Annotated in this window: 18 protein-coding genes; 8 read left to right on the top strand and 10 right to left on the bottom strand. The window is 61.5% G+C overall.

Annotated features, from left to right (window positions below):
• Positions 1 to 57: 57 nt before the first annotated feature.
• Genes B5P46_RS17950 through B5P46_RS17940 form a run of 3 tightly spaced genes read left to right on the top strand, consistent with a single transcriptional unit; the run spans position 58 to position 2,810 of the window.
• On the top strand, positions 58 to 951 hold the full coding sequence (locus tag B5P46_RS17950; protein WP_129419834.1) for an ABC transporter permease: 894 nt from the start codon (positions 58 to 60) through the stop codon (positions 949 to 951).
• On the top strand, positions 948 to 1,736 hold the full coding sequence (locus B5P46_RS17945; RefSeq protein WP_129419832.1) for an ABC transporter permease: 789 nt from the start codon (positions 948 to 950) through the stop codon (positions 1,734 to 1,736). Before B5P46_RS17950 ends, B5P46_RS17945 begins: the two co-directional genes overlap by 4 nt.
• Before the next feature lie 12 nt (positions 1,737 to 1,748).
• Entirely contained in the window at positions 1,749 to 2,810 is a 1,062-nt protein-coding gene (locus tag B5P46_RS17940; RefSeq protein ID WP_129419830.1) for an ABC transporter ATP-binding protein, read from the top strand.
• A gap of 280 nt (positions 2,811 to 3,090) precedes the next feature.
• Here B5P46_RS17940 and B5P46_RS17935 read toward each other — a convergent pair whose 3' ends face one another.
• From B5P46_RS17935 to B5P46_RS17915, 5 genes are all read right to left on the bottom strand, one after another.
• Positions 3,091 to 4,092, bottom strand: coding sequence for an ABC transporter ATP-binding protein (locus B5P46_RS17935; protein WP_129419828.1), 1,002 nt, complete (start codon positions 4,090 to 4,092; stop codon positions 3,091 to 3,093).
• Between the two features lie 10 nt (positions 4,093 to 4,102).
• Positions 4,103 to 5,167 carry a Gfo/Idh/MocA family protein gene (locus B5P46_RS17930; RefSeq protein ID WP_129419827.1) on the bottom strand — a complete coding sequence of 355 codons (1,065 nt, stop codon included), beginning with the start codon at positions 5,165 to 5,167 and terminating at the stop codon, positions 4,103 to 4,105.
• Positions 5,164 to 6,003 (bottom strand): carbohydrate ABC transporter permease, encoded by an 840-nt coding sequence (locus B5P46_RS17925; protein WP_017961350.1) that lies wholly within the window; start codon positions 6,001 to 6,003, stop codon positions 5,164 to 5,166. Before B5P46_RS17925 ends, B5P46_RS17930 begins: the two co-directional genes overlap by 4 nt.
• A gap of 9 nt (positions 6,004 to 6,012) precedes the next feature.
• The gene (locus tag B5P46_RS17920) at positions 6,013 to 6,960 is read right to left on the bottom strand and encodes a carbohydrate ABC transporter permease (RefSeq protein WP_129419825.1); all 948 of its coding nucleotides are present in this window, start codon (positions 6,958 to 6,960) and stop codon (positions 6,013 to 6,015) included.
• A 223-nt stretch (positions 6,961 to 7,183) separates the two neighbouring features.
• Positions 7,184 to 8,443 carry an ABC transporter substrate-binding protein gene (locus B5P46_RS17915; RefSeq protein WP_129419823.1) on the bottom strand — a complete coding sequence of 420 codons (1,260 nt, stop codon included), beginning with the start codon at positions 8,441 to 8,443 and terminating at the stop codon, positions 7,184 to 7,186.
• A gap of 525 nt (positions 8,444 to 8,968) precedes the next feature.
• On the opposite strand from B5P46_RS17915, the gene B5P46_RS17910 reads away from it, so the two are divergent.
• The 4 genes from B5P46_RS17910 to B5P46_RS17895 are packed head-to-tail and all read left to right on the top strand — an operon-like array spanning position 8,969 to position 11,404.
• Complete coding sequence (locus B5P46_RS17910; RefSeq protein WP_129419821.1) at positions 8,969 to 9,853, top strand: N-acetylglucosamine kinase; 885 nt, start codon at positions 8,969 to 8,971, stop codon at positions 9,851 to 9,853.
• Positions 9,850 to 10,614 carry a GntR family transcriptional regulator gene (locus B5P46_RS17905; RefSeq protein ID WP_020050885.1) on the top strand — a complete coding sequence of 255 codons (765 nt, stop codon included), beginning with the start codon at positions 9,850 to 9,852 and terminating at the stop codon, positions 10,612 to 10,614. The genes B5P46_RS17910 and B5P46_RS17905 overlap by 4 nt, the downstream gene beginning before the upstream one ends.
• Positions 10,615 to 10,672: 58 nt before the next feature.
• Positions 10,673 to 10,930 (top strand): type II toxin-antitoxin system prevent-host-death family antitoxin, encoded by a 258-nt coding sequence (locus tag B5P46_RS17900; protein ID WP_245456188.1) that lies wholly within the window; start codon positions 10,673 to 10,675, stop codon positions 10,928 to 10,930.
• Positions 10,931 to 10,936: 6 nt separating this feature from the next.
• Complete coding sequence (locus B5P46_RS17895; protein WP_129419819.1) at positions 10,937 to 11,404, top strand: hypothetical protein; 468 nt, start codon at positions 10,937 to 10,939, stop codon at positions 11,402 to 11,404.
• A 185-nt stretch (positions 11,405 to 11,589) separates the two neighbouring features.
• On the opposite strand, the gene metH is transcribed toward B5P46_RS17895, so the two are convergent.
• Positions 11,590 to 15,363 carry a methionine synthase gene (gene metH, locus B5P46_RS17885; protein WP_129419815.1) on the bottom strand — a complete coding sequence of 1,258 codons (3,774 nt, stop codon included), beginning with the start codon at positions 15,361 to 15,363 and terminating at the stop codon, positions 11,590 to 11,592.
• Positions 15,364 to 15,630: 267 nt separating this feature from the next.
• Between metH and B5P46_RS17875 the strand changes: the two genes are divergently transcribed.
• Complete coding sequence (locus tag B5P46_RS17875; protein WP_129419811.1) at positions 15,631 to 16,890, top strand: AGE family epimerase/isomerase; 1,260 nt, start codon at positions 15,631 to 15,633, stop codon at positions 16,888 to 16,890.
• Between the two features lie 73 nt (positions 16,891 to 16,963).
• Here the strand turns inward: B5P46_RS17875 and B5P46_RS17870 are convergent, their stop codons facing one another.
• The 4 genes from B5P46_RS17870 to B5P46_RS17855 form a co-directional block, all read right to left on the bottom strand.
• Complete coding sequence (locus tag B5P46_RS17870; RefSeq protein WP_129419809.1) at positions 16,964 to 17,350, bottom strand: hypothetical protein; 387 nt, start codon at positions 17,348 to 17,350, stop codon at positions 16,964 to 16,966.
• 1 nt (position 17,351) lies between these two features.
• Positions 17,352 to 17,840: a heme-degrading domain-containing protein gene (locus tag B5P46_RS17865; protein ID WP_129419807.1), complete on the bottom strand. Its 489-nt coding sequence runs from the start codon at positions 17,838 to 17,840 to the stop codon at positions 17,352 to 17,354.
• Between the two features lie 192 nt (positions 17,841 to 18,032).
• Positions 18,033 to 18,644 carry a flavin reductase family protein gene (locus B5P46_RS17860; RefSeq protein ID WP_129419805.1) on the bottom strand — a complete coding sequence of 204 codons (612 nt, stop codon included), beginning with the start codon at positions 18,642 to 18,644 and terminating at the stop codon, positions 18,033 to 18,035.
• A 4-nt stretch (positions 18,645 to 18,648) separates the two neighbouring features.
• On the bottom strand, positions 18,649 to 19,392 hold the full coding sequence (locus B5P46_RS17855; protein WP_129419804.1) for an aspartate/glutamate racemase family protein: 744 nt from the start codon (positions 19,390 to 19,392) through the stop codon (positions 18,649 to 18,651).
• Between the last annotated feature and the right edge of the window lies 1 nt (position 19,393).

Raw genomic sequence — 19,393 nt, 5'->3', positions numbered from 1 at the left:
TCCCCGCCGCAAGGCGGGGAGGTTTTCTCACTCCGACGCCCCAGGATGAGCTTTTCCATGAGCACCGTTTCAACGCCGATGGCGAGCAGTGCCCCCTTGATCAACAAAGACCGCATGATCGACTGGCTGGGCATCGCACCCTTCATTATTTTCTCCCTGCTATTCCTGATCATCCCCACGCTTTATCTCGTGGTGGGCGCGTTCCTGACGCCCGAGGGCGATTTCACGCTGAAGAATATCGGCGATCTTTTTACGCCATCGATCATGAGCGCTTACTGGATCAGTATCCGCGTCTCGGTCGCCTCCGCCCTCGGCGGCGCGTTGATCGGCTTTTTCCTTGCCTGGGCCGTTGTGCTCGGCGGCCTGCCCGCCTCCGTGCGCTCGACACTGCTGACCTTCTCCGGCGTCGCCTCGAATTTCGCCGGCGTGCCGCTCGCCTTCGCCTTCCTCGCAACGCTCGGCCGCACCGGCCTTGTGACGATCTTCCTGCGCGAATGGTTCGGCTTCAATCTCTACGGCACCGGCTTCAACCTGCTGTCCTTCTTCGGCCTCACCATCACCTACATGTATTTCCAGATTCCGCTGATGGTGCTGATCCTGACGCCGGCCCTCGACGGCATGAAGAAGGAATGGCGCGAAGCATCGCAGATCCTCGGCGCCACCAACCGTCAATACTGGACGATGGTCGCGCTGCCGATCCTCTGGCCGAGCCTGCTCGGCACGACGCTGCTGCTCTTCGCCAATGCCTTCGGCGCCATCGCCACAGCCTTTGCGCTGACCGGCAGCTCGCTAAACATCGTGCCGATCCTGCTTTATGCGCAGATCCGCGGCGACGTTCTGCACAATGCCAACCTCGGTTACGCCATCGCGCTCGGCATGATCGTGATAACCGGCGTCTCCAACGTCCTTTACCTCCTGCTGCGCATGCGCGCCGAACGGTGGCAGAAATGAAAGCTCAACGTCTCGGAGCCTGGATCGCCATCGTTCTCGGCGCGTCCTACTTTATCATCCCGCTGATCGGCACCATCGAGTTTTCGCTGCGCATGCGCCGCGGCGAATACAGCCTCGACGCCTACCAATCGGTCTTTTCGGACGCTCAGTTCCGCGAGACCTTCGGCTATTCCATGCTGATGGCGTTACTCACCATCGTCTTCGGCATGCTGCTCGTCGTGCCAACGGCCTATTGGGTGCGGCTGCGCCTGCCGCAGATGCGTCCCGTCGTCGAATTCATCACGCTGCTGCCGCTTGTGATTCCCGCAATCGTCATCGTCTTCGGTTACCTCAGGATGTACAATTCGTCGTCCTACCTGCCGCTGACGGGTTCAACGACTGGCACCAACATCCTGCTGGTCTTCTCCTATATCACCCTGTCCCTGCCCTACATGTATCGCGCCGTCGATACCGCCATGCGCGCCATCGACGTCCGCACCCTGACGGAGGCGGCCGAAAGTCTCGGCGCCAGCTGGACGACCATCATGTTCAAGTGCATTTTCCCGAACGTCATGAGCGGCGTGCTCTCAGGCGCCTTTATCACGCTCGCGATCGTCATGGGCGAATTCACCTTTGCCGCACTTCTGAACCGTCCGGCCTTCGGTCCCTACCTGCAGCTCGTCGGCGCCAACAAGGCCTATGAGCCTTCGGCGCTTGCCGTCATCGCCTTCTCGATCACCTGGCTCAGCATGGGCCTGCTCAACCTCGTTTCCCGCGTCGGCAAAGCCCGCCCGGCAAAGGCTTAAGGTATCTGGTTCATGTCCTTTCTCACACTGACCAACATTCAGAAATCCTTCGGCCCGGTGCAGGTCGTCAAGAACTTCAACATGACGATCGAAAAGGGTGAGTTCGTCTCCTTCCTCGGCCCGTCGGGCTGCGGCAAGACGACCGTTCTGCGCATGATCGCCGGCTTCGAAACGCCGACCGGTGGCACGCTGACCATCAACGGCAAGGACCAAAGCGCGCTGAAGCCGAACCAGCGCAATATCGGCATGGTGTTCCAGGCCTACGCGCTCTTCCCCAACATGACGGTACACGACAATGTCGCCTTCGGTCTCAAGGTGGCAGGCGCGCCGAAGCCTGAGATCGACGCCCGCGTCAAGGAAATGCTCGGCCTGATCAAGCTCGATCATCTGGCCGACCGCTTCCCCTATCAACTATCGGGCGGCCAGCAGCAGCGTGTCGCCCTTGCCCGCGCGCTTGCCGTCAAGCCGCAGGTGCTGCTGCTCGACGAGCCACTCTCCGCACTCGACGCCAAGATCCGCGTATCGCTGCGCGAGGAAATCCGCCAGATCCAGCAGCAGCTCGGCATCACCACGGTCTTCGTCACCCATGATCAGGAAGAGGCCCTGTCGATCTCCGACCGCATCGTCGTCATGAATGCAGGCAAGGCCGATCAGATCGGTTCGCCCTTCGAGATCTACAACACGCCGGCGACGCGCTTCGTCGCCTCCTTCGTCGGCACGCTGAACCTCATCGAAGCCACGGTCGTCGATCCCGACGCCAACCGCATCCAGATCGGAGATCAGGGCATAACGCTGAAGCAGTCGGTAGCAGCTCACAAGGCCGGAGAAACCATCTCGCTGGCCCTGCGTCCGGAAGCCGGCTCGCTCTCCGACACCGTCAAGAGCGACACGGCGCTGACCGGCCAGGTCGTTTCGGCCCACTTCCTGGGGTCGGTCATCCGCACCCGCATGAATGTCGGTGGCAACGTCATCTCCTTCGACATGTTCAACAGCCCGGGCACCACCCCGCCGCAGGCCGGCGAAACGGTGACGCTGCGCTTCATGGCAGCCGACCTGCTGATCATCCGCGACTGAAGGCGCCACGGAAGCGGCGTCTTTTTTGTTGTCGGAATGATGGAGGAGACAGCAGCCCTGTCAGATCTTTCTCGCTTCGGCCGGGGGGAAGGGGACAAAGGCACTGCCACGAATCTCTTCTCCCCAGCGGGGAGAAGGTGCCGGCAGGCGGATGAGGGGGCCTACGGCACAGCATTGATTGCCCTGCTCGCTCAGCACAACAATAACAAATGTTCTGCCGTGCGGCCCCCTCATCCGACCCTTCGGGCCACCTTCTCCCCGCTGGGGAGAAGGGAACAACTCAACGGATCGCCTGGTCGTCTACATCGAAACGATGCACGTGCGCCTGGTCCGGGGTCGCATAGACGATCTCGTCCGGCTCATACTGGTGCTCACCGAAAAGACGTGCGGTCAGCAGGCCGCACTGGTCGGATTCCAGATAGATGATCGTGTCGGCGCCGAGATGCTCGACATGCACGACCTTCGCAGCCCAAGTCCCCTGTTCGCGCGACAACGTCAGGTGTTCGGGACGTACGCCGATCGTCTTGGCGCTGTGGTCGCCGACCTTCTCTGCCGCGATGAAATTCATCTGCGGCGAGCCGATGAAGCCGGCGACGAAGACATTGGCCGGTCGTTTGTAGAGTTCCATCGGCGAACCGATCTGCTCGATCGCGCCGGCATTCAGCACCACGATCTTGTCGGCAAGCGTCATCGCCTCGACCTGGTCGTGGGTGACATAGATCATCGTCGCCTTCAGGCTGCGGTGCAGCCGGGCGATTTCGAGGCGGGTCTGGACGCGCAGCGCCGCATCGAGGTTCGACAGCGGCTCGTCGAACAGGAAGAGTTCCGGTTCGCGCACGATGGCGCGGCCGATAGCGACGCGCTGGCGCTGGCCGCCGGAGAGCTCGGCCGGCCGGCGCGCCAGATACGGTTCCAGCGAGAGCATCCCCGATGCCTTGCCGACACGCCTTTCGATCTCGTCCTTGGCAGTGCCGGCCTGCTTGAGACCGAGCCCCATATTGTCCTTGACCGTCAGATGCGGATAGAGCGCGTAGGACTGGAACACCATGGCGATACCGCGCCTGGCTGGCGGCGTCAGCGTCTCATCGCGGCCATTGATGACGACGGCGCCCGACGTGACGTCTTCGAGGCCAGCGATGCTGCGCAGCAGCGTCGATTTCCCGCAGCCCGACGGCCCGACGAAGATGACGAATTCGCCGTCCTTGACCTCGAGGTCGATGCCTTTCAGCACCTCATGCGTGCCATAGGTCTTGCGGATGGATTTGAGTTGAAGCGATCCCACGGGTCTTTCCTTATAATCTGACCGGCTGGCCGGTGCGCACGCTCTCGTCGGCGGCAAGGCAGATGCGTAGCGATGCCACCGCATCCGCCATATGGCGGTCGAGGTCCAGATCCTCGCGGATCGCCCTCAGCATGAAGGCCTGTTCCAGGTCGCAGAGCGCCTGATGACCGGGCTCGCCTTCCATCGTCATGTCCTGGTCTGGTCGGATGAACTTGCCGTCAGGCCCGGTCTCGGCCGTGTGCAGACGGATCACCGAGGTCTTGGTGTGCGTGTCGATATCATCGGACTTGGCGTTCGGATCCATGACGATCGACACGGCGCCCTTCGGCGACATCACATCTTTCACAAAGAAGGCAGTTTCCGAGATCATCGGTCCCCAGCCGGCCTCGTACCAGCCGATCGAACCATCCTCGAACAGCACCTGCAGGTGACCATAATTATACATGTCGGCGGCGATCTCGTCGGACATGCGCAGCCCCATGCCGCGCACTTCGACGGCCCTGGCGTCGGTGATCTGGCACATGACGTCGACATAATGCACGCCGCAATCGACGATCGGCGAGGTCGTGCGCATCAGCGACTTATGCGTCGCCCAGGTCGGGCCGCTGGACTGCTGGTTGAGGTTCATGCGGAAGACGTAAGGCGGGCCGAGCTTGCGCGCCTCCTCGATCAGCCTCATCCAGGAAGGGTGATTGCGAAGGATATAACCGATCACCAGCTTGCGCCGCGCCTTCCTGGCGGCCGCGACGACGCGCTCGGCGTCTGCAACCGTTGTCGCCAGCGGCTTTTCCACGAAGACATCACAGCCGGCCTCGAAGGCGGCAACAGCATAATCGGCATGGCTGTCCGAATAGGTGTTAATCGAGCAGAGGTCCGGTTTCAGCTCGGCCAGCGCCGTCGTGAAATCGGGATGGATCGTGTAGCCCTGCAGCTCGGCCGCCAGCTCCGGCGTCGAGCGGTTGACGAGACCGATGATCTCGAAGCCGGGATTGTTGTGATAGGCGAGCGCGTGGCTGCGGCCCATGTTGCCGAGGCCGGCAACGAGGACGCGGATCGGCTTTTCGGATTGGCTCACTTGACGGCTCCTGACGTGATGCCGCGGATCAGCTGCCGCGAGAAGATGACGTAGAGGACGAGGATCGGCAGGATCGCCAGCGACAGCGCCGCCAGCACCGCATTCCAGTTGGTGACGAACTGACCGATGAAGATCTGCGAGCCGAGCGTGACCGTCTTGGTCGCCTCGGAGGGCGCCAGGATCAGCGGGAACCAGAGATCGTTCCAGATCGGGATCATGGTGAAGACCGCAACCGTCGCCATGGCCGGGCGCACCAGCGGCAGCACCAGCCGGAAGAAGATCGCATATTCGGAGAGCCCGTCGATGCGGCCGGCATTCTTCAGGTCGTCCGAAACGGTGCGCATGAATTCCGACAGGATGAAGATCGCCAGCGGTATGCCCTGAGCGGTATAGACGAGGATCAGCGCCGTCAGCGTATTGACGAGGCCGGCCGCCACCATGCCCTGCAGGATCGCCACCGTGCCGAGACGGATCGGGATCATGATACCGATCGCCATGTAGAGCCCGAGCAGCATATTGCCGCGGAAACGGTATTCGGAAAGCGCAAAGGCCGCCATGGCACCGAACAGCAGCACCAGCAGGATCGAGACGATCGTGACGATGAAGCTGTTCTGGAAATAGGTGGCGAAATCGCCCTGCCCCAGCACCGTCTGATAGCCGACGAGGCTGAAGGTCGACGGCGTCGGGATCATCAACGGCTCGCGGAAGATCGAAGCGCGATCCTTGAACGAGTTGACGATCGTCAGAAAGACCGGAAACAGCGCGACCAGCGTATAGGCGCTCAGCGCCAGATGCACGAGGCCGGTGCGGATGGGAGATGTGCGTGCCTTGGACATGCGCGCTCCTCAGAACTGGTAGCGACGCATGCGCCGCTGGATGACGAACAGATAAAGCGAGACGCCGGCGAGAATGATGAGGAACATCACCGTGGCAATCGTCGCGCCCATCGAGCGGTCGCCGAGCTGAAGCTGGAAACCGAAGAAGGTGCGGTAGAGTAGTGTGCCGAGAATGTCGGTCGACATGTCAGGCCCGGCAAGCGCGCCCTGCACGGTATAGACCAGGTCGAAGGCGTTGAAATTGCCGACGAAAGTCAGGATCGAGATGATGCCGATCGCCGGCAGGATGAGCGGCAGCTTGATTTTCCAGAACTGGGCCCAACCGGTAATGCCGTCGCATTCGGCCGCCTCGATCACCTCTTCGGGGATGCTGAGCAGTGCGGCATAGATCAGCATCATCGGAATGCCGATATATTGCCAATTCGAGATCAGCGACACCGCGATCAGCGCCGAACCGGACTTGCCGAGCCAGGGTGCGAACAGGAATTTCAACCCGATGAGATCGAGCATCCAGGGCGCCACACCCCAGATCGGCGAAAGGATGAGCTTCCAGATGAAACCGACGATGACGAAGGACAAGAGCGTCGGCAGGAACATCGCCGTGCGGTAGAAGGCGACGCCGCGCAACTTCGGCACCGAAAGCAGGGCGGCAAGCGCCACGCCGATCGGGTTCTGCAGGCACATGTGGATGGCAAAGAAGATCAGATTATTGACAAGGGCATTCCAGAAATCGCGCGCCCAGCGCGCATCGCCGAACAGCACTTTGAAATTCGCCAGTCCGACGAAGGCCGGCTGCCCGTCGACCGTATTGTAGAGCGACAGCCGAAGGGTTTCGATGAGCGGCAGCACCATGACAGCGGAATAGACGATCAGGGCCGGCAGCATGAAGACGAAGATGTGCCAGCGCACCGGGCGCCTGATCGGGACGATATCGATCGTGTTGTCGGTTTCGCTCATGGCTTTTGCCTGTTCTTGTCGACTGGCCGCAAGGTGCAGCGCAGATGGAAAACATTGCGCCTCACCCCTGACCCTCTCTCCGGCTGTGGGGAGAAGGAATGTGCCCTGCTTTGATGCCATGTCGGGCTGGGAGGTCGCTGCGAGTCTCCCTCTCCCCTGAAGTGGGAGAAGGTGGCCGGCAGGCCGAATGAAGGGCGGCAAACGCCGCCCCTCTCACACGCTATCACTTGGCCGGCTTGTACCAGCTGTCGAGGCCGTCCTGCAGCTTCTTGGCGGCAACCGCAGGCGTATCCGTGCCGTTGATCACGTTGGCCGATTCGACCCACGTCTCGTTTTCGAGGTTCGGCGTGCCACGCGACAGGATCTGGTAGGTCGAGCGCACCGTCGACTTGTACGGGCCGCGCCAGGAAACGAATTCCTGAGCGAGCGGATCGGACATCTTGACCGGGGTGGAGTTCAGGCTGAAGAAGCCCGGCAGCGAGTTGGCGTAGATATCTGCGAACTCCGGCGAAGCGACCCAGCTGAGGAACTTCTTGGCTTCCTCAGCATGAGTGCTCTTCGCGTTCAGCGCGACGCCGATATCCGGATGGTCGGAGATGTAGCCCGTGTCGCCTGCCTTCGGAACCGGCGGCGGGAAGGCGCCCATCTTGAACTGGGCCTGGCTGTTGAACAGCGCGATTTCCCACGAACCCGCCGGATAGATCGCTGCACGGCCGAGCGTGAACAGGTTCTGGCTGTCGGAGTAGGTCTGGGCTTCAAAACCGTCGCCGAGATAGGGCTTCCACTTGGCAAGCTCTTCATAGGGCTTGACCCAGTCGGCATCCGTCAGCTTTTGCTTGCCGGCGATCAGGGCGGCGCGGCCGTCCTCACCCTTCCAGTAGTTCGGGCCGATGTTCTGGTAGCCCATGGTAGCGGCTTCCCAGAGGTCCTTCGTGCCCATGGCGAGCGGGATGTAGGTGCCGTCGGCCTTGATCTTGTCGAGCGCTGCGTAGAATTCGTCCTGCGTCTTCGGCACCGAGATGCCGAGCTTGTCGAAGGCATCCTTGTTGTAGATGAAGCCGTGGATGACCGAAGCCATCGGCACGCAGAAGGTCGACTTGCCGTCGTCGGTGCTCCAGGCGGCCTTGGCGACCGGCGAGAAGTTCTCCATGCCAGGCAGGCTGGTGATGTCGGCGAGCTGCTTCTTGTTGAAAAGTTCGAGCGAGGCGTCGAACGGACGGCAGGTGATGATATCGCCGGCGGAGCCGGCATCGAGCTTGGCGTTCAGCGAGGCATTGTATTCGGTCGGCGCGGTCGGCGAGAAGACGATCTTGATGCCCGGGTTCTTCGCTTCGAAGGCCGGGATGATCTTCTCTTGCCAGATCTGCAGGTCGTCGTTACGCCAGCTTTCGACCGTCAGCGTGACGTCGGCGGCATGGACGAGACCTGCCGACGTCAGCAGGCTTGAGGCAAGCAGCAAGCTTTTCAGAGCAGTGTTTTTCATTTCCCTCTCCTGTTTTAAGCGCCGCGAGGCGCTGTTTTCGATCTGAAACAAGCAATTGGCGTGTCTGAGGTAACACCCAACGCCCCTTGGAGGACCGCCAGTAATGCCGGTCCCGAAAGCTCAACGGACACGAAGGCGAACGCCTGCGGCCGAACTGCGCGCCTTCCCGGCGTCTGCACCGGGTGGCGAAATGATGGGGAAAGCCGATGGATGCCTGACCTTCGCCACCAGCTTGATGGGCTGGCAGGTCGTCATCTCGATCATCCTCGAAGCGGTTCCGGCTTGGTTTAACTGCCGGTTTTCGTAGGCATCGAAGCGCTGTTCCCTTTTGCCGAATTAAGGCCAAAAAAATACCAATTGTCCAGCCGAATTTAACTTTTTGGCCGGATAAAATTGATTAAAAAATTTTATTTAGGAAAATCAATATGATAAAAAGATGAATTTTCTCCATCATTCCCACTTGGTAAATGGTATTTTTTTGGTATTGTATTAAAAACCATGGGGAACGGCATATTCGGAGGCCCGATGACAGAGCTTGCAATCGGCATAGACGGCGGCGGAACGAGCTGCCGGGCCGCAGTCGCGGACAGGAACGGCAATGTCATCGGCCGCGGCAAGGCCGGCCCTGCCAACATCCTGTCGGATCTGGAAAACTCTCTTCTCAACATCGTCGAATCCGCGCGGCAGGCGCTAAGCGATGCCGGGCTTGCCGCTGAAACCCTTTCCTCTGTCGCAGCCGTCGTCGGCGTCGCCGGCGCCAATGTCGGCGATTACGGCAGGCGAATCGAAAAGGCCCTGCCCTTTGCCGAAGGCCGCGTCGTCACCGATGCGCTGATCGCCCTGCAGGGTGCGCTCGGCGATGCCGACGGCATCGTCGGCGCCTTCGGAACAGGCTCGGTCTATAATGCCCGCAAGGACGGCCGGCTGAACGGCATCGGCGGCTGGGGTTTCGTTGTCGGCGACCAGGCAAGCGGTGCCCGCCTCGGCCGCGACCTCCTGGAACGATCGCTGCTTGCCCATGATGGGGTGCGCCCGGCATCGCCGATCACCGACGCGGTCATGACCGAATATGGCCATGATCCCGAGCGCATCGTCGAGTTCGCCCATTCGGCAAGACCAAAGGATTTTGCTCGTTACGCGCCGATCGTCTTCGAACACGCGGCCAAAGGCGATGCCGTCGCGGCCGGCATCGTCACGGATGCCGCAACGGCGATCGGCGAAAGTCTCGAAGCGCTGCTCTGGCCCGAATGCCCGTCGATCTGCCTGCTCGGCGGACTTGCCGAAGCCTACGAACCCTGGCTTTCCGAACACTACAAGTCGCTGCTCGCCAGGCCGAAAGGCGATGCCCTGCAGGGCGCGGTGGAACTTGCGGTCAAGCTCTTGAACGACAGGCAGAGAGGTGCGGCATGACCGACGACCTCGCCACCCTCCTTTCCCTGGAGCGCCTGCAGGCAGCCGGCACAGGTCCGCTCTACGTCAAGCTGCGCCGCACGCTGGAAGGAGCCGTGCGCACCGGCACGCTCGGGCACGGCGATGCGCTGCCGCCGGAACGCGACATCGCCGAATTCGCCGCCGTCAGCCGCGTCACCGTGCGCAAGGCGATCGACGAACTCGTCGCCGACGGCTTATTGGTGCGCCGTCACGGCTCGGGCACCTTCGTCGCCAAGCCGGTCTCCAAGGTTGAGCAGCGCCTGTCGCAACTCACTTCCTTCACCGAGGACATGGCGCGCCGCGGCATGTCCTCGCGCTCCGAATGGCTGCACAAGGGCGTTCACACCCCCTCACCCGACGAGATGATGATCCTTGGCCTCGGTACCGACGTCAAGGTTTCGCGCCTTTCCCGCCTGCGCATCGCCGACGACCAGCCGCTGGCGATCGAGAATGCCAGCGTCTCCGGCGAATTCCTGCCTGATCCCTCGGCCGTCACCAATTCGCTCTATGCCGAACTCGAACGCCTCCAGGTCCGCCCGGTGCGCGCCGTGCAGCGCATCTCCGCGACCAATATGAAGGAAGCCGACGCCCAGCTTCTCGGCGTCTCCGCCGGTGCGGCCGGCCTGTCGATCGAGCGTATCTCCTACCTCGGCTCCGGCCGCGCCGTCGAATTCACCCGCTCGCTCTATCGCGGCGATGCCTATGACTTTGTCGCAGAGTTGACGATCGCAGTGACGTGACAGGCTTGAATTTATCCGAATTATACGTATAATTCGGATATCGTAAGTTGGAACGGGTATGATGGCTCAGACCACGGCTCTGGAATTTCAGCGTAAATTCGGCGAATTCCAGCATCAGGCGCAACGTGAACCTGTCGAGATCACCCGGCATGGCCGTCGTGAATTCGTTCTCATGTCCGCGGAACACTATGATTGGCTGAAGGCCGCCGCGCAACGGACGCACAAAACCGCCGATGGCCTCTCTGTCGTCATCGATGCCGTCGAGCGTGCAGAGATGGATCCTGTCCACGCTCCTCTCGATGAATTGCTGAAATAACATCGCATGGTGTCGATTCCCGAACCGAGGCCGGGCTTGGTCGTGCGCTACGATTACCTCTGGTCGCGCGAAGCATTGGCGGGTCGCAACCAGGGCAAGGACAGACCAGCCTGTCTCGTCGCGGCAAGCGATAGCCTCGCCAATCCCCGCTACGTCGTTCTGTTGCCGATCACGCACACCCCGCCTTCTGGCGAAACGGTCGGAATCGAAATCCCGCCGAAAGTGAAGCAGGCGATCGGTCTGGATGATGAGCCGAGTTGGGTCATCATCTCGGAATACAATATCGATGAATGGCCGAACGGCGGACTTTCGCCCGTGCCGGGCAGCAGAGGAATACTCGCTTATGGCTTCATTCCGCCTGGACTTTTTGCAACGATCAAGGCGAGATTTCTTGACCTCGCCAAGGCAAGAAAACTGAGCCCGTTCGCCGCTAAAGCGCATCGCAACCCTTCAGATTCGCTCCTCGCGCTTTAGGTCTTTGTCTTTATGCATGTCGTTACCGCAAAACCGCACCACACTTTTGTGCGACATGCTCCAGGTTAAGTTCTGCGATATGATTTTCACATTCATTTTCAAAAACATGAAGCCGGAAAGCGATTCACTTTCCGGCTTCATCACCTCTTGATTCATTTTATCAACGAACCGTGCCAAGCGGCCGCTTACGCCGCATCCTCGATCTCGGTTTCGGTCTTGCGCGGCACGTAGTTCAGCACCGGCCCGAGCCAGCGCTCGACTTCAGACACCGCCATCTGCTTGCGCGCCGCATAATCCTCGACTTGATCGCGCTCCACCTTGGCGACACCGAAATAATAGGAGTCGGGATGGCCGATATAGAGGCCGGAGACCGAGGAACCCGGCCACATCGCATAACTCTCCGTCAGCTTCACGCCGGCCGCCTTTTCAGCATCGAGCAGCTTGAAAAGTGTTGCCTTTTCGGTGTGGTCAGGCTGGGCGGGATAACCGGGCGCCGGGCGAATGCCGGCATAGGCTTCGGTGATGAGGTCCTCCTTGCTGAGCGTCTCGTCCTTGGCATAGCCCCAGTATTCGCGCCGTACCTGCTCGTGCATACGCTCGGCAAAAGCTTCGGCGAAGCGGTCGGCCAGCGCCTTGACGAGGATCGACGAATAATCGTCGTTCGCCCGTTCGAAACGTTCGGCGATGGCGATTTCCTCGATACCGGCCGTCACCACGAAGCCGCCGACATAATCCTGAACACCGCTTGTGACAGGCGCGACGAAATCGGAAAGCGCCACGTTCGGCCGCCCGTCCCGCTTCGAAAGCTGCTGGCGCAGCGTATAGAAGGTCTCGAGCTCCTGTTTCCGGCTCTCATCCGTGAATAGCCGGATATCGTCGCCGACCGCGCCGGCAGGCCAGAAGCCGATGACGGCGCGCGGGCGGAACCACTTTTCGTCGATGATCTTCTTCAGCATCGCCTGCGCATCGGCCCAGAGCGCACGCGCAGCCTCGCCCTGCTTCTCGTCCTCGAGAATGGCCGGGTAGCGGCCGCGCAACTCCCAGGTCTGGAAGAACGGCGTCCAGTCGATGTATTTGGCAAGCTCGGCCAGATCGTAATCTTCGAACACCCGCGTGCCGAAGAATTGCGGCTTCACCGGCTGGTGGGCAGACCAGTCGATCTTGTGGGCATTCTCGCGAGCCCGGGGCAACGGCAGGCGTACCTTCTCGGCCTCGCTGCGCGCATGGGCCGCCGCCACCTTGGCATATTCGGCTCTTATATCGTCGACATAGCTCTGGCGCGTCTCCGGCGACAGCAGCGCCGAGACGACGCCGACGGCGCGGCTCGCATCGGTGACGTAGACCGTCTGCCCCTTGTTGTAGCCGGGATGGATCTTCACGGCCGTATGCACGCGGCTGGTCGTCGCCCCGCCGATCAACAGTGGGATCTCGAAACCCTGGCGCTCCATCTCGGCGGCAACATGCACCATCTCGTCGAGTGACGGCGTGATCAGGCCGGAGAGGCCGATGACGTCGACCTTCTCGGCAATGGCCGTTTCGAGAATCTTCGTCGCCGGCACCATGACGCCGAGGTCGACGATCTCGTAATTGTTGCAGGCAAGCACGACGCCGACGATGTTCTTGCCGATATCGTGCACATCGCCCTTGACCGTCGCCATCAGGATCTTGCCGGCCGACCGACGCTGGTCGCCGCCGTTCAGGCGCTTTTCCTCTTCCATGTAGGGCAGCAGCACGGCCACCGCCTGCTTCATCACGCGCGCCGACTTCACCACCTGCGGCAGGAACATCTTGCCCGAGCCGAACAGGTCACCGACGACGTTCATGCCGGCCATCAGCGGCCCTTCGATGACGTGCAGCGGCCGGGCGGCCTGCAGGCGCGCCTCCTCGGTATCGGCCTCGATATATTCAGTGATGCCGTTGACCAGCGCATGTTCGAGACGCTTCTCGACGCTCCATTCGCGCCAGGAAAGATCCTGGACACGGCCTTCTCTGGCACCGGCGCCACGGAAGCGTTCGGCCACTTCGAGCAGCCGCTCCGTACCGTCGGGGCGGCGGTTCAGCACCACGTCCTCGCAGGCCTCGCGCAGCTCGGGATCGATGTTGTCGTAGACGGCAAGCTGGCCGGCATTGACGATGCCCATGTCCATGCCCGCCTGGATGGCGTGGTAGAGGAACACGGCGTGCATTGCCTCGCGCACCGGCTCGTTGCCGCGGAACGAGAAGGACAGGTTGGAGACACCGCCCGAAATATGCACCAGCGGCATGCGCTCGCGGATCGTCCGCGTCGCCTCGATGAAATCGACGCCGTAATTATTGTGCTCTTCGATGCCGGTCGCGACCGCGAAGATGTTCGGGTCGAAGATGATGTCCTCGGGCGGGTAGCCGATCTTCTCGGTCAGCAGCTTGTAGGCGCGCGTGCAGATATCCACCTTGCGCTCGTAGCTGTCCGCCTGCCCCGTCTCATCGAAGGCCATGACGACGACGGCAGCGCCGTAATTGTGCAACAGGCGCGCCTGGGCGAGGAAATTCTCCTCGCCTTCCTTCAGCGAGATCGAGTTGACGATCGGCTTGCCCTGCACCCGCTTCAGGCCGGATTCGATGATCGAGAACTTCGACGAGTCGATCATGACAGGCACACGGGCGATGTCGGGCTCGGCGGCGATCAGGTTGAGGAACTCGACCATCGCCTTTTCGGAATCGATCAGCCCCTCGTCCATGTTGATGTCAATCACCTGCGCGCCGTTCTCAACCTGGTCGCGGGCGACATCGAGCGCTGCCGTGAAATCGCCGTTGGTGATCAGCTTGCGGAAGCGGGCCGAGCCGGTGACATTGGTGCGCTCGCCGACATTGACGAAGGGAATATCCTTGGTCAGTTCGAAGGGTTCGAGACCCGACAGCGACATGAAGGGGCGATGCTCGGGAATCGGCCGTGGCTTGTATTTCGCGACGGTCTCGGCGATCGCCTTGATATGTTCAGGCGTCGAGCCGCAGCAGCCGCCGACGATATTGACAAGGCCTTCGCGGGCGAAGCCGTCGATCTGCGCCGCCATCAGCTCCGGCGTTTCGTCATACTGGCCGAACTCGTTCGGCAGGCCGGCATTCGGATAGGCGCAGATGAAGGTGTCGGCGACACCCGATAGCTCCTGCAGGTGCGGGCGCATCGCATTGGCGCCGAGCGCGCAGTTGAGCCCGATCGTGAAGGGATTGGCATGGCGCACGGAATTCCAGAAGGCCGACGGCGTCTGGCCGGACAGCGTACGGCCGGAAAGATCGGTGATCGTGCCCGAGATCATCACGGGCAGGCGCACGCCCTTTGCCTCGAAGCGCTCCTCGCAGGCGAAGATCGCAGCCTTGGCGTTCAGCGTGTCGAAGATCGTCTCAATGAGGATGATGTCGGCGCCGCCGTCGATCAGCCCGTCGATCTGCTCGCCGTAGGCGGAACGCAGATCGTCGAAAGTGACGGCGCGAAAACCGGGATTGTTGACGTCGGGTGAGATCGAGGCGGTGCGGTTGGTCGGCCCGATGGCGCCGGCGACGAAGCGGCGGCGGCCGTCCTCGCGTTCGGCGCGCTGCGCCGCGCGGCGCACGATTTCGGCACCTTCCTTGTTGAGGTCGTAGACCGCACCTTCCATCTCGTAATCGGCCTGCGCGATGCGGGTCGAGGAGAAGGTGTTGGTCTCGAGAATGTCGGCGCCGGCCTTGGCGTATCTGTAATGGATCTCTTCGATCGCATCCGGTTGGGTCAGGATCAGAAGGTCGTTATTGCCCTTCTGATGACAGGCGCAGCCGATGAAGCGCGTTCCGCGAAACTGGTCTTCGTCATAGCCGAGCCCCTGGATCTGCGTGCCCATGGCGCCGTCGAGAACAAGGATGCGCTCGCTCGCGGCTTGTTTCAAAGCTGCGAACACTTCACTGCCGTCACGTTTGCCCGTTTCCGGACCAAAGAGATTGTCAAACACGGGAGGGCTCCTTGACGTCGTAAGACCAGACTTCCAAATCACATAAAGATATCTTTATGTCAATATATGCCTATCGATTTCGTGCGTTGCAAGGCTACAGCGCCGCGCATCTTTTTAAGACGCGCAAAGGACGCTGTAACAGTTTGAATCTTCGCATCGTGCTTTCTGAAAATCGATCCCGATTTTCAGGCCGATAGACCGATGACAGACTTGCCCGACCTCTATATAGGCGTTTGCGACGCTTGTGCACGAAATCGGAGGAGCATCATGGCACCCGCAACCGGCAACGCCGTGCTTGGAAACTGGACGACCCGCGCCTATCATCGCGGCTGGCTGCTGACCCAGGCGAACGGTCTCTTCGATTTCTTCCAGCACAATTCGGTCAATCCCAAGGGCGGTTTCTACGATCTCGACGACGAAGGCAGGCCTCTCGACGCCGAGGGCCAGGTTCGCGGCATCCATATCGCGGCGCGCGCCGTGCATTGCTTTTCGATCGGCGCCTTGCTCGGCCGTCCCGGCGCTGCCGATGTCGTCGACCACGGCATGGACTATATCTGGAACCATCATCGCGACCGAAAAAATGGCGGCTATTTCTGGTCCCTCAACAATGACGGACCCGTCGATTCCAACAAGCAGGGCTATGGCCATGCTTTTGTGCTGCTTGCCGCCTCAGCCGCAAAGACGATCGGCCATCCGCTTGCCGACGGCATGCTTGATGATATCACCGAGATCCTGAATACGAAGTTCTGGGAAGCCAAGCACGGCGCGATCGCCGAGGAATTCACCGCCGACTGGCAGCCGCTCGATGGCGGCGCCTATCGCGGCCAGAACTCCAACATGCACCTGACCGAAGCGCTGATGGCGGCCTTCGAAGCCACCGGCGACCGGGACTATCTGATCAAGGCCGAAAGCATCGCCGATCTCGTCATCCGCCGCGCGGCCGGCTCCGTCGACTGGCGCGTCGCCGAGCATTTCGACGCCGAATGGAACCTCGACAAGACGTACTATCATCCGAACGAAATGTTCCGCCCGGCCGGCACGACGCCCGGCCACTGGCTGGAATGGGCCCGCCTCATCCTGCAGCTCTGGGCGCTCGGCGGCAAACGGATCGAATGGATGCCGGATGCGGCCAAGGCGCTCTTTGCCCAATCCATGGCGCTCGGCTGGGACAACGACAAGGGTAGCTTCTTCTATACGCTCGATTGGGACGACAAGCCCGCCAAGCGCAACAAGCTCTGGTGGCCAGCCTGCGAAGGTGCGGCTGCAGCGCATTTCCTCAACGAGCACCTGCCGAGCGATTTCCATGAAGAGAGCTACCGCAAGATCTGGAACGTGATCGAGCGCGCCTTCATCGATCACAAGAACGGCGGCTGGCACGAGGAACTGACGGAGGATCTCGTTCCCTCGCACTCGCTGTTCCCCGGCAAGGGCGATATCTATCACGCCCTGCAGGCCTGCCTCATCCCGCTCTTCCCGGCAACGGGCAGCCTGACAAAGGGCATCGCTGAGGCTGGCGGCAAGCTCTGAGGTGAACGGCCTCAGCAGCGCGGCACCCAATAGTTGCGGCAGGACGTCGGCAGACGAGAGATACCGAGTCCTGTCAGCGCACCTGCGCCAAATCCAGATCGATATAGTATTGCAGATGGATATTGTGCTCGCGGTTCACCGCTTGAATCAGCTGCTCGACGTTGTCGATCGGTGAATGCAAAATCTCTAACAAGAGCGCACGAAAATCGGCTTGCGATATCTCCCCGGCCATGCCGGTGATCGTGCGCTGAAGCTTGGTGTGAAGAACCCAATGCAGGATCGCCCGGCGATAGGCGTCATCGAGCAGCACAGCCAGATCGCCGGCCTCGATCTCATATTCGAAAGACAGGCTGACATGCCCGGAATCGACGGGAAGCGAATAGATCAGCCTGCCCTCGACATCGTCGACATGCGGCTCGTAGCCATCGCCCATGCGGCGCTTGCCGGAAATTGCAGCCATCTCAGGCGAGCCGCAGCGTATCCAGATCCTTGGCCAGCATCAGCGCCAGCGCCTCGACCGCGAGATTGTGGTCGTCGCGCTGCGGCAGTCCTGAGACGGTGACGGCGCCGATGCAGCCGGTACCCTTGACGTTGATCGGGAAACTGCCGCCATGCGGCGCATAGTCGGCGCCGGAAAGCCCGTTATCCTCGACGGTCTTGCCGTCCTTCTGCAGCTTCAGGCCGGAGGCATAGCTGCTGCGGAAATAACGCAGCACCATGTTGCGCTTGCGGCGGACCCAGTTGACATTGTCGGGCGTCACACCCGGGAGCGCCGCATAGAAGACCGTCATCGAATGCAGGGTCACGTCGATCGCGATGCCGAGGCCGCGCTCGGTGGCGAGTTCCTGCAGGAGTTTGCCGAGCTGCCATGCCGTCGTCAGGTCGAAGGCGTCGAAACTCAGGACTTTCTCCTGCTCCGCGATCCGGCTGAGATCGTCCTCGATTGTCATGGGTAAAGCGCTCCTCTGCCGCAATGATCCGTAGCCGACCATTCTAGCGCAAGCCGAAAAAGTAAAGCAAAAACTTGGGGCTATCCCTGGAGCAATTCCAGCAAAACTGCGCAGCGGTTTTGCGTCCGGAAGCGCGCGAAGACAAAGAGATAGAGGATTTTCGTCACTCGAAGAAAACGGAAATGCTCTTCGTCAGAGCTTCGGTGTCGGCATCTCGAAGCGGTCGCGGATGGTGGCGCAGGTATCGCCGCCAAGCCTCGCAATGGCATCGACCGCGGCCGGATCGACGTGCAGCCGCTCCGGATCGACGACTCCGTCGCGGTAATGCGCGTAAACGATCTCGCCCATGACGATCTGCCGCGAACGGCCGAGCTCGAGCGTCACGTGCCGCTTGCATTCGAAGGCGGCCGGCGCCTCGGCGATGAAGGGCGATGCCACCTTCTCGCCCGGCATCGCCGTCAGGCCGGCTTCCTTCAACTCGTCGACGCCGCGGGGATATTTGGCGCCGCAGACATGCATCGCCTCGGCAATCGCGAAGGAGACGATATTGACTGTGAACACCTCGGTCATGCGGATATTGTGGCCGGTGTCCTTGAACGACATGTCGGCATTGTTCTCGACCCCGATCGCAAGGATCGGCGGGTCGGCCGAAAGGCAGTTGAAGAAGCTGAAGGGCGCGGCATTGATCCGGCCGTTCTCGTCGACCGTCGTCACCAGGGCGATCGGCCGCGGAATGATCGTGCCGATCATCAGCTTGTAGCGTTCACGCTCGCTGAGCTGTTTGAAATCGAAAGAGATGGCCATCGGTTCAGCCGACCTTCAGGACCGGCGAGAAACCGCTCATCGCCCCGGTGAAGGATTTCGGCAGCGGCGAGGCGTAGGAGCCGCGCTTGCTGGTGGAAAGCCCGAGCGACACCAGCGCTTCGGCCTGCTTGACGGCGGCGGCGACGCCGTCGACGACGGGCACGCCGTAGATCTCCTGCAGCTCGCGCGCCAGATCGGTCATGCCGGCGCAGCCGAGCACGATCGCCTCTGCGCCGTCTTCCAAAAGCGCCCGCTCGATCTCGGCTCTAAGCTTGCCGATCGCGCCCGAGCCTGAATCTTCGAGCTCCAGCACCGGGATATCGGAAGCGCGCACCTTGGCGCGGTCGCCCATGCCGTAGCGGCGCACCAGATTGTCGATCAGCACCCGCGAGCGCTCCAGTGTCGTCACCACGGTGAAGCGTTGCGCCAGGAAGCCCGCCGTCACCACGGCGGATTCGCAAAGCCCGAGGATCGGCACATCGGCAAAGCTCCGCGCCGCTTCGAGCCCGGTATCGTCGAAACAGGCGATAACAGCCGCGTCATAACCCACACCCTGCCGCTCCTTGAGCTCGGCGAGCAGGCCGGGGATCGCTAAGGCCCCGTCGTAATGCCCCTCGATGGAAACCGGCCCCATGCGCGAGGTGGCCGCGATGATCTCCGTGCCGGATGCCGCCACAGCACGCGCGGCGGTGGCGGCCTTCTCGGTCATGGAGGCCGTGGTGTTCGGATTGACGATGAGGATGCGCATG

The sequence above is a fragment of the Rhizobium leguminosarum genome, assembly GCF_004123835.1.
GTDB lineage: Bacteria > Pseudomonadota > Alphaproteobacteria > Rhizobiales > Rhizobiaceae > Rhizobium > Rhizobium leguminosarum_M.
The sequence above is the reverse complement of the archived record's forward strand: the minus strand, read 5'-3'. Positions and strand labels throughout refer to the sequence as shown.